This is a genomic window from Corynebacterium sp. UMB10119B, from assembly GCF_030228125.1.
GTDB classification, from domain to species: domain Bacteria; phylum Actinomycetota; class Actinomycetes; order Mycobacteriales; family Mycobacteriaceae; genus Corynebacterium; species Corynebacterium pseudogenitalium.
On the sequence record NZ_JASPBG010000010.1, the window covers coordinates 48,949 to 62,948 of the forward strand.

Here is a 14,000-nt window from a genome sequence, read left to right on the forward strand (position 1 = left end):
CTCTCATGGCTGACTCCTCTTTCGGTTTGAAGATTGGTGATGACGCCAGGAAAGCGTCTAAAGACGCTAAAGACGCATGCAGACTTGAGGGTGCGGTTGATGAGTTGAGGTCGAGGTGGATGACACGTCCGCTACGGCCCGGATCTTCGGTGAGGTGTTCAAGGTCAACCTGACGACTGAGGGGCCACCGCACCGCTTTTCGATCATCCGTGATGAAGCCACGCTCTCGAGCCTCAACTGTCAATGAAGCAAACGGCGTTATTCTCGCAGCCCCTCCACGATCCGCACCGTCTCCACCGCAACCCGCGTGACCTTGCCAATCAGATCCACGATGTAGCGCGGGTTGCCAACCTCATCGGCCCAATCGTTCGGGTCGTTGACAATCCCGGACGCCTTGTCCTTCTTCACCTGGTAGCGATCAATCAGCCACGCCAGCGCAGAGCGTGACCCCAGCATGTACTCATCAGCCTCAGCCGGGATACCGGTGATGGTCACGCGCTTGTTGTAAATCAACTTGGTCACGTCGTTGACGTTCTTACCCGTCTCTGGGTCCTTCTTGCGTGCCCACTTCATCTTCAACACACGCCAGGTGTCTGGGTCGGACTCGTCGCCCTTGACCGCGATGTCCAGCGGGTACGGCTCCACATCCTCGTACCCAACGTGCAGGTCCATGAGTTCCTTGCCGGCGCGCGCAAACTTATCGAACTCCGTACGCGTTCCCGGTATCTCAATGTGCGGCAGCATCTTTTTCAAGTCCGTCGCGTACGCCTCCCGATAGTTCGGGTCGTGCAGCTTGCCGTAGACGAAGTGGAAGATGTCGTCACCAGTGACATCGGCACCCAGCGCATCGCGGTAGAGCGCCTTGATCGCATCAGTGATGTTGTCCTTGCGCACATGCCCCGCAACAACCTCACCGACCTGCCCATACATCGAGGATTCACCCTCGCTTATCGACGCCCCCTCGCCAAACAACCCACCATCCCCAGCGTCCACGGGCTCCCAGGTGAAGCGGGGGAAGAACTGTGTCCCTTCTGAACCAAACAGATTAAGGTCAAGGAGCATATCAGCTGCAAAAATGCTGTAAGGCTTCACTGCGCCCACGGTCATCTGGGCAAACCCAATGTTGTGGTGGTGCTGCGTCGGGAACATCGACGGCAACTGGTACACCATGTCGTTGAGTTCTTTCGCAAAGTAACTGCGCTGTTTGAAAAACGGGCGGTACAACGAGGTGTAGACACGGTCCGTATCGACCGTAATCTCGGTTCCGCGGGCTAACTCCTGCTTCAAGCTACGATTCCATGAACCCTGCGTGCTGTCGATCAACTCCGGGTGCTGCGCAAACAACGCATCGACACCCCGCTTGTTTTGCTCGAACCCTTCGCTTCGCAACACAACTTGCGCCTGATCGTAGTTCGCAACGTGCGTCTCGATGTTTTCTACGAGTTGTGGGGTAGAAGACGAATAAGACCACGAGTCGCGACCTGTCTTTAGTCCTGAGGAATACGTTGTGAAGAATGTTGTTTCGTCGCTCTTCTTCTCGCCGATCACGGGCCACGTCCCAAACTCGGCACTACGCTGATTTAGCCAGTCACCGTGCTGATTCGGCGTGATTGAACGCCACTTAATCCGGTCAATTGACGCATTCTCGGCAAACGCCAGCTTCTCTTTACGCTTCTGATAGTCAGGAGTCTGCGCGTAATGCAGGTGGAAGCCGGTCTTGGAAGGATCCTTCACACCGATCAGCACCGCAACGCCAACCCGGATATCAAAGACATTGTCGCCCTCACGCTTGGCTTGTTCGCCACCACCCAAAGAGTTGCCGCGCAGATTGAAAACATAGAGGTCGGTGAAATCCTCGGCCATCGACAGGCGGACACCATCTCCGGTGTTGCCGTCTACCCAGCCGTTATTTGCGATAAACGCCACGACGCCATGATCCCCGATTCGGTCCGTCGCCCACCGGAATGCGCGCAAATATGAGTCGTATAGCGAGTTCTTATTCGTCGCCGTTGACTTCGCCGCGTACGTCTCCGCGATACGCGCATCCAGCGTCGGGTACTTCAGGTTCGCGTTGTTGTCATTCGCTTTTTTCTGACCCGATGAGTACGGCGGATTGCCCACGATGACGTTGATCGGGGCTTCCTTCTGCCGAACGATGCGCTCGTTGTTGTTTCTGAATACCGTGAGGTCGAGGATGTCTCCTTCCTCGTGGATCTGGAACGTATCGGCAAGCGCGATGCCCTCGAAGGAAACGTAGCGGGGGGGGGGTGCGCTTTCCGAGCGTTTGGCTGCCTCGGCCAGCAACGCGTTGAACGTCGTTTCGATGTTGGCGGCCGCGACGTAGTAAGCCAGCAGCATGATCTCGGTGGCGTGCAACTCGTTGGCGTACTTGCGTGCGAGATCCTTCGGATCAATCAACCCGGACTGCAACAGGCGCACCATAAACGTGCCGGTGCCCGTAAACGGATCCAGGATATGCACGCTCTCGTCGGTTAAACCGCGGCCGAAGTGCTTCTTCGACACATCGTCGGCGGCGCGCAGGATAAAGTCCACGATCTCCACCGGGGTATACACAATGCCCAGCTTGTCGGCGTCGCGTTTGAACGCCTTTTGGAAGAAACGCTCGTAAAGTTCTTTGATCACCTGCTGCTTCCCGGATGCACTCGTGACCTCAGATGCGCGCACACGCACCGAGGCGTAGAACTTCTCCAACGAGTCAGTCTCGGCATCCAGGTCACTGTCGTCGAGGGCGTCGACCATGCGCTGCATGACCTGGGAGACCGGGTTGTGGACGGCGAAGTTGTGCTCGCTAAACAGGGCGTCAAATACTGGGGCGGTAATCAGGTGCTGCGACAGCATACTGATTGCCTCGTCCTCAGAGATCGAGTCGTTGAGGTTACCCCGCAGACCTTCTACGAAGGTGTCGAACTCACCGCGCAGTGTCGCATCCGCCTGGTCAAGCAGCGCGCGGATGCGGGTGACCTGCGCCTTGGAGATGTCCGCGACGTCGTCGGCCCAATCCTCCCAGTAGGTGCGGGTACCAACCTTGTCCACCAGCTTGGTGTAGATCGCTTCCTGCCACTGCTCAAGCGAGAACAACGCGATCTGCTGGGCTGTCACCTGGTCGGATTCGTGGGCCTCGGTCCGCTCACTGTTCGCGAGTTTCTTCTTCGCCTCCTGCGCAGGATCAACAACTGGCTGGACGGAAATCGGCAAATCATCCTGCACGTTCTCGTTGAGCGCAATCGAGTTCACCTTGGCGTTAAAGCGGTCGTCGTGTGCACGCAACGCGTTGAGGATCTGCCATACAACCTTGAACCGCTGGTTATCGTTCAGCGCCTCCGACGGCGATGTATCCGGCGCCACCGCCACCGGCAAAATGATGTAGCCGTAGTCCTTGCCTTCCGCCTTCCGCATCACGCGACCAACGGACTGCACCACGTCCACCATCGAATTACGCGGGTTGAAAAACACCACCGAATCGAGGGCGGGGACGTCGACACCCTCCGAAAGGCACCTGGCGTTTGTGAGCACACGGGTCTCATTGGTCGGCATATCCGACTCAAGCCACGTCAGCTTCGTGTTGCGCTCCAGGGCATTCATCGCGCCATCAACATGTTGCGCCTGCACGTCAAGATCCATGTTCAGCGTCTGAACGTCATTGAGCACCGCCTTTTCCTGCAACAGCTCGCGGTGCGACTTCACCAGCAGCGGGAACGCCTCAGTGATCGCCTTCGACGTCTTAATATCCTTCGCGAACGCCACCGTGCGGTGCATCGGCTCCGCGCCCTCATCGAAGCCGCCCTTCTTGCCCTGCAAACCCCCCGAGCGCTTCGCCAACGCATTCCAAACGCCGATCATCGCGGAGCCCGTCGTTAAGTTAATGTCCTTGCCACCAGCAGCGTTGAACTTGCCCATCGCATCGGCACCCAGCGACTCATCCACAGTCATGATGAGCACCTTGTAGTCCGTCAACAACCCCTTATCGACGGCCTCTCCGAACCCCAACCGGTGAAACTCGGGGCCATACACGGCTTCGTCATCCATGGAGTACAGTTCCGCCGAATGCTCGATGGCTTTGCCCTTCACGGTTTCGTCGAAAAGCCGTGGGGTGGCAGTCATGTACAGGCGCTTCTTTGCCTTGACGTAGTCATTGTCGTGGATGCGGGAGAAGTTCGACGGGTCCTCCCCAGCGAGCGTGGCCCCTGTGGTGCGGTGGGCCTCGTCGCAAATGACAAGATCGAACTCCTCGAGGCCAGCTTCTTGCGCGTCGTGGATCGCGGGCAGGGACTGGTACGTCGAAAACACGACGCTCAACCCAGCCGCGCGCTTGCGCTTCGACAACCGCTCTGCGATGTCCGCGCCGTTCGTGGACACCGGCACCTCAAGGTCATATGAGGCGATATCCTCCGCCTTGCGCGCCACCTTGCTATCGGAACACACCGCGTAACTGCGAAGATCCATCCGTGCCTGCGCAGTCCACTCCTTCAACGACTGCGACAACAAACTAATCGACGGCACCAAAAACAGCACTCGCGCCTTGCCATAGTGCTCCTTCGCAAAACGCTCAGCCAAGCGCAGCGCCGTAAACGTTTTCCCCGTACCGCAGGCCATAATCAGCTTGCCGAGATCGTGCGCCTTGAACCCCTCCAGCGACTTTTCAATCGCCGTTGCCTGATGCGGCCGCGGCTCAAACGTCTCCCGCAAGGTGAGGTTCACCGACATCTCACTGCCTGGGTAAGCGATATCCCAATTAATCGGGGACTCCGCAATCGCCGACGTACCGATCCGGTTCGTGGCGATCAGCTGGTTCTCCAGCATCGCCTCAGCGTTCGACGACCAATGGTCCGTCGTCGAAATAATCAGACGGTTCGCAAACTGCTCCACCCCGCGGTCAGTTTCGAACGAGCGTCCCGACGCCTCAAAGAACGAGTCCAGTTGACCCTTCTGAATATGCGTCGTGGGCATGTAAAACTTGCACTGAATTGCCGTCCACTCGCCGTCATCCACCCGCTTCGCGACGAGGTCAATCCCCACGTCTGACTTGCCACCGTTGAACGGCCAATCCACCCAGCGGTACACCTCCGAGTACTCACTCGATAGCGTCGGGTCCGTCTTGAAGTAGTTGACCATCAACTTTTCAAACGCCAACCCTTGCTCCGACTTCGACGGCAGCTTGCGGAGTTCCTCGATGGCATCAGTGAATGTCGACATGCGCAACATTATGCCCCACTGATGCCACCCGGGCGAGAGATTAGGTCCTTAGAACGGCAGCGCCTGCGCAACCTGTGGAGGCAGCACACCGGCGACCTTCGCGCCGTAGCCGATGGTGCCCAGGCCTGCTGCGGCAACTGCGATCCAGGTCAGGATCCAGCCGACCTGCGTTGCCCGGTAGGCCTCTTCGGCGGAGGAACCGTTCTCCACGGAACCGTACACCCAGTCCCGGGTGGTCTGGGTATCTGGTGCGGCGCTGGTGCCCTTGTCGTGCAGGATCTTTCGGAGCTTGGCGCGCTCGACTTTCGTTCGGACCTCCTTTTCTGTCTCCTGCAGCTTGCCGTCGACCTTATCCAGCGTGTCGAGGATGTCTGGGTTCTCCGCTGCCTACGTGGTCGGGGCGACGGCGAGGGAAAGTGCGGTTGCGCCAGCCAGGGCTGCGGCTGTGATGCGACGCTTCATGGAAACTCCTTCAAACGTATAAACAAAATGTATGGGATTCCGTATACAATTATGGGTTCCGAGCGTAGCACGTGCACCACATTCCCGTTTTTCAGAGTGGCGTCGGAGCGTTTCCCTCGGTCGCGTAAATCGGGTGGGGGAATGTGGTGTCTTGTGTGAACGGCGAGTGACAATGGACGCAATCCTGCCGCTCGACCTCGGTAAAAGTCCAGGTCGTGAAAAGGGGGTTGCGTCTTTTGTCACTAGCGCGGCGAACGAGGACATCAAATTCCTAGATTTTCGCGCGGAGGTTTGGAAAAGCCCAGGTTACGCAAACTGCTGCGCGAGGGAATTTGGTGCGTAGACCCCGCAAAACCACAAAGAACCAGCCCTACGCGTACGGGACGACCATCCCGCCGAACGCCAGCGCAACCGCCGTGAGCACGGCCCACGCCAGCATGGCCTTGCCGTTGAGGCCCAGCACCGGGATGAGGGCTGTGCCGGTCGCGCCGCTGCGGACCTTCATGATGGCGGCGATCGCCAGGGGGAGCGCCACCAGTCCGACCAGGGCCGGCGCGTACACCAGGGCCAACAGCACGCTGACTACGAACGGGACGCAGGTCAGGACGGTGAACAGGGCGCGGGCGCGGGCGTCGCCGAGGCGGACCGCGATGGTTTGCTTACCGGCCTCCGCATCGGTGGGGATGTCGCGGATGTTGTTGACTAGGTTCACGGATGCGGAGATTGCGCCGATCGCCACGGCGACGAGCAGGCCCTCCCAGGACAGGAAGCCGGTCTGGACGAACTCGGTGCCCATCACGGCGACGAGGCCGAAGAAGATGAAGACGCTGATCTCGCCAAGTCCGATGTATCCGTAGGGGTTGTTGCCGCCGGTGTAGAACCAAGCGGCGGCGATGCAGACGGCGCCGACCAGGATCAGCCACCACGCCCCGGCCAGCACGGACAGGATGATGCCGAACAGCCCTGCAACACCGAACGCGATGAAGGCGGCGAGTTTTACGTCTTTGGGTTCGGCGAGTCCGCTGGCGGTGATGCGTGTGGGGCCGGAGCGGTCGTCGTCGGTGCCGCGGATGCCGTCGGAGTAGTCGTTGGCAAAGTTGACGCCGATGATGAGGGCCCACGCCACGAGCAGCGCCAACAGCGCCCGGCCGAGGTTGGCGTGCGCGGTAAAGGCCGCGACGCCGGTGCCGGCGATGACGGGCGCGAAGGCGTTTGGCCAGGTGTGGGGGCGGGAGGCTTCCCACCACGCGTGCAGGTTGGGTTGTGCGTTCATGCTTTCCATCATGCCCCGTGTCGGGCCTGTCGGCTAAAGTGGTGCGCCATGTGGGTTGATTACGCGGCGCGGCAGGCGGTGGCGCAGATAGGCGCGGCGCTGCGTCTGCCGTCGTTGCGGTTGGCGGTGCGCTCCGGGCGCTTCGAGTTTCCCGCCGACGGCCACACTGTCATCAGCCTGACTTCGCACGGCACCCGCTTATCGACGGTCCACCACACCCTTGCATCGCTGCTGGTGGGGACTCGCCGCGTGCCCACCATCCTGTGGCTGGACGCGGAGGACTTCGATGCGCCCTGGCCTGAGCCGCTCCACGAGCTCATGGAGCGCGGCCTGCAGGTGCGGCGTTCCGACGGCCACTACGGCCCGCACACCAAGTACTACGGCACGTTCCGGCAGATCGCGGGCACGGGGACGAGCGTGATCACGGTGGATGATGACGTGTTGTACCCGAGGTGGTTCGTCGAGAAGCTGGTGGTGGATCCGCTGGCGGTGACGGCGTACCGCGCCCACGAGATTTCGCTGCGTGGCGGCCAATTCGCGCCGTACACGCAGTGGCGCAGTGTGCGCACCACCGCGCCGAGCCCACGGCACTTCGCCACCGGCGTCTCCGGCGTGGCGTACCCACCCGCGATGGTGGACTTCGTCGCCGCCCAGGGCGACGCATTCCAACGCGCCGCCCCCAGCGCCGACGACGTGTGGCTCAACATGTGCGCGGTGCGCTCCGGGCACTTTGTGCGCCAAGTCTTTGACAAACCGAAGGAGTTTCCGCTGGTACCAGGCTCGCAGTCGGTGGCGCTGGTGCGCACAAACCTGCGCGGGGGTAACGACGCCCAGCTCGCCGCAAGCTACAGTGCCGAGGACATCAGCGCGGTCGTCAACGCAGGCTAGAACAGGTCGCGCACCGCGGACCGGTCCACCTTGCCCGGCCCCAGCAACGGCAACGCCGCGACGCGCTTGAGCTCTTTCGGTACCTGCCACCGCGGCAGGTCCTGCAGGGCATCCATCACGTCCGGCACCTGCGCCTCACCCGCAAAGGCGGCGCAGATCCGCTGCCCGAAACGCTCGTCCGGCACGCCGACCACGCACGCGTCCGTCACACCTGGCACACCCAGCAGGAAGCGCTCCAGCACCTCCGGCTGCAGCTTCAGCCCACCCGAATCAATCACATTATCGACGCGCCCTTCGACCGTCAGGTGGCCGTCGGCAAGCTGGCCTGCGTCTGAGGTGCGGAACCACCCCGGCTCGGCGAAGTCGGGGTGCTCCGGCTGGTTGCGGTAGCCGCGCGCGACCATGGGGCCGCCGAGCCAGATGCGGCCGTCGCGGATGCGCACGTTGGCGCCGGCGATTGGCACCCCGTCGTAGACGCAGCCGCCGGAGGTCTCCGAGGAACCGTAGGTGGTGACAACGTTGATGCGCAGCTTGACCGCCGAGTCCAGCAGTGTCGGGTTGGTGGCCGCTCCGCCGACGAGCACCGCGTCGAAGCTGCGCAGCGCGTCGATGCCGGTGAGCGTCGACATCGCCTTGTCCAGCTGCAGCGGGGTCAGCGCTGTGTAGCAGCGGTCCCCAGTCGCCGCGATCTCCGCGGTGCGGGCCGCGAACTCATCCACGTGGAACCCGTGGGTCAAGTCCACGAAGGCGGGCTCGACACCCGCGACCATGCTGCGCACCAACACCTGGATGCCCGCGATGAACGCGGCCGGCATCGCCAACAGCCATTGGCCCGGCCCGCCCAACGCCTGGTGGGTGGCGTCCGCGCTGGCAATCAGGTTCGTCGGGGTCAGCAGCGCACCCTTCGGGGTGCCCGTGGACCCGGAGGTCGCCACCACGAGGGCGACGTCGTCGGCGATCGGCTCGCCCACGCCCTGCGTGTTGCGCAGGAGGTTGGCGCGCGCCGGGTCGTTCGTCGGCACAGGGAGCAGGGCGCGCTGGCCGGTCAGCGCTTCCTCGATGGCGGGCAGGATCGCGAGCGGCTTGGCAGGGTCAACGGGGAGGAGTTCCAGGAGCTTCGTCACGAAGCGTTAGTCTAGCGCCCCGCCTGCGAGGACCTCGATGGCGTCGCGCCACGTGACGTTGCCGGTGTCGGGGGCGAAGCGGTCCGTCGTCAAGAGGATGCAGCGGGACCCGGCGGGCAGGGCGTCGAACGGTGCGAGCTCGCGCGCGAGCGTTGCAGGCTCGGTAACCGTGAGCGCCACCTGGATGTAGAGTGTGCGCTGGCCGTCGTTGGCGATGAAATCAATCTCCCCACCGGGAACCTTACCGGTGGCAACCTGGTACCCACGGCGGCGAAGCTCAAGGTAAACCATGTTTTCCAAGTCGTGGCCGAAGTTGAAAGGGCGAGAGCCCAGCAGCGCGGTGCGCAGCCCCGGGTCGACGAAGTAGAACTTGCCGTTTGTACTCAGCCACCGCTTGCCCTTCGTGTCGTAATCCCGGCACTGATAGATAAGGTGCGCGTCCGCCATCAGTCCGAGGTAGCGGTCCACCGTTTCACTCGACGCCTTGAGCCCCTCGTGCTTGAGGTGGCCCACGATGCGGTGCGTGGACACCGGGTTTCCGGCGTTGTCGAAGAGGAAGCGGGCCACGCGCAGGAAAGCGTCGGTGTCGCGGATCTGGCCACGCAGGGAAATGTCGCGAGTGAAGATGGAATCGAACAGGGAGGAGTTCGCCTGACGAATCACCACCGGGTCCGCGAGCTGTACCGTGGCGGGGAAGCCGCCAATGGTGACCCACTCCTGAAACGCACTGTCAAGGCCAGGGCGCGCATCCGCCGGGTAGCGGAACTCTATGAACTCCGCCAGGGAAAGAGGCAGCATCGGGATCTCGATGTAGCGCCCCGCTAGGTAGGTCAGCGACTCGCCAACGAAAAGGGAAGCGTTGGAGCCGGTCACGCAGATCTCCAACTGTTCATTGAGGCGCAGTGAGTTAATCACGCGCGCCCAGTCCTCGAGCTCCTGCACCTCATCGACGTGGAGGTAGCGCAGCCCTTGTGCGAGCCGTTGCGTAACGGTGTCGTGGAAGGTTGTAGGGTCCCGCAGCGCGGCGTTGGCCTGGTCCTCGAAGTTGATCACCATGATGGCGTCGTCTGGGGTGCCATGCTCGCGCAGGTGGCGGCGGTACAGCTCGAGGAGGGTCGATTTCCCGCAGCGTCGAACGCCGGTGATGATGCGCACGAAGTCGCTATCGGTGACTGCCAGCAGGTTGTCGAGGTACTGCTGTCGCGGATGCAGGGCTCTCATGTGTTTCGAGTATACCTGAAACTATCGCTAAAACCGGCAAGAGTTTCAGGTATACCTGAAACGCGCTACTACCTTCCCAACTCGTGGCTGAGCGCCTCGAGTTCCCCGCCACCAGCCATCTGGTGGGTCAGCTCCTCCAGGGTCACGTTCTCCCGGGGCTCGTCGAGTTCCTGGCGGCCCAGCTTCAGGATGGTGAAGTGGTCACCGACCAGGAACGCGTGGTGCGGGTTGTGGGTGACCAGGACGACGGCGATGCCGCGGTCGCGGGCAGCTGCGACGAAGCGCAGGACCACGCCGGACTGCTTCACGCCGAGCGCCGCGGTCGGCTCGTCCAGGATGAGCACGCGGGCGCCGAAGTACACCGCGCGTGCGATGGCCACGACCTGGCGCTGGCCGCCGGAAAGGTTCCCGGCGTCCACCTCGACGTCGGGGATGTCGATGCCCATCTCGAGGAGCTGCTTGGCACAGATCTGCTTCATCTCGGCGTCGCGGAGGACGCCGAAGCGGCCGGTGAGCTCCTGGCCGAGGAAGAAGTTGCGCCACACGCTGAGCTCATCCACGATCGCCAGCGTCTGGTGCACCGTTGCGATGCCGGTATCGATCGAATCTCGGGGGGAGGTGAAGGCGGTTGGCTGGCCGTCGATAAGCACTTCGCCCGAGGTCGGCTGGTGCAGGCCAGCGAGAATCTTGATCAACGTGGACTTGCCGGCGCCGTTGTCGCCGAGCACGCAAGTGACCTCCCCTTCACGCACTGCGAGGTTCACCCCGCGCAGCGCATCGAAGCTGCCGTAGGACTTGGTGATGTTCTTCAGTTCAATGACAGCCACTTAGCGCCCCTTGGTGTACTTAGCGAAGGACATATTCGTAAACACGGCGACCAGCAGTGTTGCGCCGAGGAAGAACTTGAACCAGTCAGGGTTCCAGCCGGCGTAGACGATGCCCTGGTTCGTCAGGCCGAAAATCAGCGCGCCGATCGCGGTACCCACCGCGGTGCCGCGCCCGCCCGTCATAGCGCAGCCGCCGATGACGGCGGCGATGATGTAGAGGAACTCGTTGCCCACGCCCTGGCCTGCCTGGATGGAGTCGAAGGCGAACAGGGTGTGCATGCCCACGAACCAGGCCGCGAAGCCCACGCCCATGAACAGCAGGATCTTCACGCGGCGCACCGGCACGCCGACGGCGCGCGCGGCGTTCTGGTCCCCGCCGACCGCGGTGATCCAGTTGCCGAACTTCGTGCGGAACAGCACAAACGAGGCAATCGCGACGAGCAGCAGCCACCACAGCACCGTCACGTTCAAGGTGACGCCACCAATGTCAAACGTGCCCGCGAACACCACGTGCGCCGACGGGAATCCCTCCATGTCGGAGATGATCGGGGTTGCCACCTGGCCGGTCACCAGCTTGGTCACCGCCAGGTCGAGGCCCTGCAGCATCAGGAACGCCGCCAGCGTAATCAGGAAGCTATCGATGCCGGTGCGGGTGACCAGGTAGCCGTTCAGCGCGCCGATCGCCAGCGAGATCCCGAGCGCCATGAACGCGCCAACCCACGAGTTGAGGTGCAGGTTGTAGTTCAGCATCGTCGCGGCCAGCGCGGCCGTGGTCACGGCGACGCCCGAGGAAAGGTCAAACTCGCCGCCGATCATCAGCAGCCCCACCGCGAGCGCCACGATGCCCAGCGTCGAGGACGCGTACAAGGTGGTCGCGAGCGCCTCAAAGGAGCGGAACGCGGGGGCGACGGTCAGGAAGAACGCAAAGATCGCGATGAAGCCCAGCATCGAAGCGAACTCGGGGCGTCGGATGAGCTTGGAAAAGCCAGTGTGCGTTCGTAGCCGGTCATCGCTTGTCGACGCCCCTTCGCTCACCGCCGCGCTCATCGCATGCCCGCCTTCGCTGCCTCGGCGACCTTGTCCACGTTGTCCTTATCTACGAAGCTCGGGCCTGTGTAGACGGGGCGGCCGCCGCCTAGGGTGCCGCCGTTGCGCTTCGCGATCCACAGCGAGTCGACGGCCAGGTAGCCCTGCAGGTACGGCTGCTGGTCGACGGCGAAGGCGATGCGGCCGTCGGCGATGGCGTCGACAAGCTCGGCGTTGGTGTCAAACGTGGCGACCTGCGCCTTGGACCCGGACTGCTTCACGGATTCGGTCGCGCGCATCGCCACCGGCGCCTGGAGGGCGAAGACGGTGTCGAAGCTCTTGTCCTGTGACAGTTTCGAGGTGATGGTGGACTGTACGGACGTCAGATCCTGGCCGTTGACGTAGAGCAGTTCGACGTTGCCGTCGAGGCCCTTGCGCACACCGTCGCAACGCGCTTCCTGGGAGGAGTTGCCCTGCTCGTGGATGACGCACAGGACGTTCGACTTGCCTTCCTCCTTGAGGCGCTCGCCGGCGGCGTTGCCCGCCACCGACTCGTCCTGGCCGAAGAAGCCCGTCATCCCGTAGTCCTGGTACTTGCCCATACCGGCGTTCAGGCCGACGACGGGGATACCACGGTCGACAGCGTTGCGCGCTGCGGGGCCGATTGCCTCGGCGTTCGGCATGGTCACGGCGATGCCGTCGACGCCAGCGTCCACCGCCGAGCGCACCAGGTTCGCCTGGTTCGGCGCCTGCGGGTCGGAGGAGTAGCGCAGCTCGATGTTGTCCTTCTTCGCCGCGTCCTCCGCGCCCTTGCGCACGAGGTCCCAGTAGGTGTCGCCCGGCGCACCGTGCGTGACCATGGCCACCACGTACCTCGGCGTATCGACGCCACCAGCGGTCCCTTCAGTGTTCTCGGAGCGGGGTGCGCCGCCTGTTGAGGAGCACCCAACAAGCAGCGCCGCAGCCATCAGTGCTGCGGCAAAAAATGTAGTCCGTGTCTTAGCCATTGTACGAGTGTGATCCACCGCACCATGTTTGTCAAGGCTAGAACACCCCCGCGATCAATAACATCGCAGGTAACGAAAGGAACGTGGTGAGGAAGACGGTGTCCCGGCAGATCACCTCGCCCGAGCGGTACGTCGCCGCGTAGTTGTACACGTTCTGCGCCGTCGGCAGCGCACACAGAATGAGTGCCGCGTACATATCGGAGCCGGTCAGGCCCAGAAGCGACGCCACTACCCACGCTACGGCCGGCATGCCGATCAGCTTGAGGATGGTAGCGGTGGTCGTCGCTAAGCGCTGGCTCTGCAGCACCTTCTCCCCGGTGAGCGAGGCGCCGAAGCTCATGAGGATCATCGGGATGGACGCGCCACCCAGAATCTGCAGCGGGGCGAGCACCGGCTCCGGCACCGTCCACGACGACGCCGACACCGCAAACCCCGCAAACGCCGCAACCACCACCGGCGCCTTCAATCCCGCAATCACTGACTTCAGCACCCCCGACGCCCCACGGTCCAGGCCAGCGATCACGATGGGGGAGAGCACCGCCATCTGCAACACCAGCGCCGGAATCACGTACGTCGGATCCCCCAGCACGTACGTGGCAATGGGCAACCCGATATTGACCGAGTTGTAATAACTCGACGACGCCGCCCCCGCCATGGTCTCCGCAGCATCCTGCTTGAACCACACCGCACTGATCGCCCAATAGATCAGCATCGTGGTCACCGTCGCGATCGCGATCACCAGGATCACCGGGGAGAAGAACGCATCCGTTTCCGAGACCGCCACCGACGAAAAAATCAACGCCGGCGTGGCCACATGAAACGCGATGCGGTTGAGCTGCAGCCGCTGCTCGCCCGGGCCGATCACCTTCTTTTGGGCAAGCCACCAGCCCGCCGCGATCACGGTGAAGATGATGGCGAAACCAGTCAGAACGTCAAGCATGTCGAATGAGTGTAGTGG

At 62.6% G+C, this 14,000-nt stretch carries 11 protein-coding genes; 2 read left to right on the forward strand and 9 right to left on the reverse strand.

Features of this window, described 5'->3' with window-relative positions; genetic code table 11:
• Positions 1–115: 115 nt before the first annotated feature.
• Entirely contained in the window at positions 116–247 is a 132-nt protein-coding gene (locus QP802_RS08415; protein WP_255364819.1) for a hypothetical protein, read from the forward strand.
• An 11-nt stretch (positions 248–258) separates the two neighbouring features.
• Here QP802_RS08415 and QP802_RS08420 read toward each other — a convergent pair whose 3' ends face one another.
• The 3 genes from QP802_RS08420 to QP802_RS08430 form a co-directional block, all read right to left on the reverse strand.
• Complete coding sequence (locus QP802_RS08420; RefSeq protein ID WP_284818334.1) at positions 259–5,214, reverse strand: DEAD/DEAH box helicase; 4,956 nt, start codon at positions 5,212–5,214, stop codon at positions 259–261.
• Positions 5,215–5,262: 48 nt separating this feature from the next.
• The gene (locus QP802_RS08425) at positions 5,263–5,424 is read right to left on the reverse strand and encodes a hypothetical protein (protein WP_284818336.1); all 162 of its coding nucleotides are present in this window, start codon (positions 5,422–5,424) and stop codon (positions 5,263–5,265) included.
• Positions 5,425–6,046: 622 nt separating this feature from the next.
• Positions 6,047–6,958 carry a 1,4-dihydroxy-2-naphthoate polyprenyltransferase gene (locus QP802_RS08430; RefSeq protein WP_407933411.1) on the reverse strand — a complete coding sequence of 304 codons (912 nt, stop codon included), beginning with the start codon at positions 6,956–6,958 and terminating at the stop codon, positions 6,047–6,049.
• Positions 6,959–6,997: 39 nt separating this feature from the next.
• Between QP802_RS08430 and QP802_RS08435 the strand changes: the two genes are divergently transcribed.
• Positions 6,998–7,837 (forward strand): glycosyltransferase, encoded by an 840-nt coding sequence (locus QP802_RS08435; protein ID WP_284818339.1) that lies wholly within the window; start codon positions 6,998–7,000, stop codon positions 7,835–7,837.
• On the opposite strand, the gene menE is transcribed toward QP802_RS08435, so the two are convergent.
• The 6 genes from menE to QP802_RS08465 form a co-directional block, all read right to left on the reverse strand.
• Complete coding sequence (menE, locus tag QP802_RS08440; protein WP_284818341.1) at positions 7,834–8,961, reverse strand: o-succinylbenzoate--CoA ligase; 1,128 nt, start codon at positions 8,959–8,961, stop codon at positions 7,834–7,836. The genes QP802_RS08435 and menE overlap by 4 nt on opposite strands.
• 6 nt (positions 8,962–8,967) lie before the next feature.
• Positions 8,968–10,182, reverse strand: coding sequence for an ATP-binding protein (locus tag QP802_RS08445; RefSeq protein ID WP_284818343.1), 1,215 nt, complete (start codon positions 10,180–10,182; stop codon positions 8,968–8,970).
• Between the two features lie 68 nt (positions 10,183–10,250).
• Positions 10,251–11,009, reverse strand: coding sequence for an ATP-binding cassette domain-containing protein (locus QP802_RS08450; protein WP_284818344.1), 759 nt, complete (start codon positions 11,007–11,009; stop codon positions 10,251–10,253).
• Positions 11,010–12,056, reverse strand: coding sequence for an ABC transporter permease (locus QP802_RS08455; protein WP_284818347.1), 1,047 nt, complete (start codon positions 12,054–12,056; stop codon positions 11,010–11,012).
• Positions 12,053–13,042, reverse strand: coding sequence for a substrate-binding domain-containing protein (locus tag QP802_RS08460; RefSeq protein WP_284818348.1), 990 nt, complete (start codon positions 13,040–13,042; stop codon positions 12,053–12,055). The genes QP802_RS08455 and QP802_RS08460 overlap by 4 nt, the downstream gene beginning before the upstream one ends.
• A gap of 37 nt (positions 13,043–13,079) precedes the next feature.
• The gene (locus QP802_RS08465; RefSeq protein WP_284818349.1) at positions 13,080–13,982 is read right to left on the reverse strand and encodes an AEC family transporter; all 903 of its coding nucleotides are present in this window, start codon (positions 13,980–13,982) and stop codon (positions 13,080–13,082) included.
• Positions 13,983–14,000 lie beyond the last annotated feature (18 nt).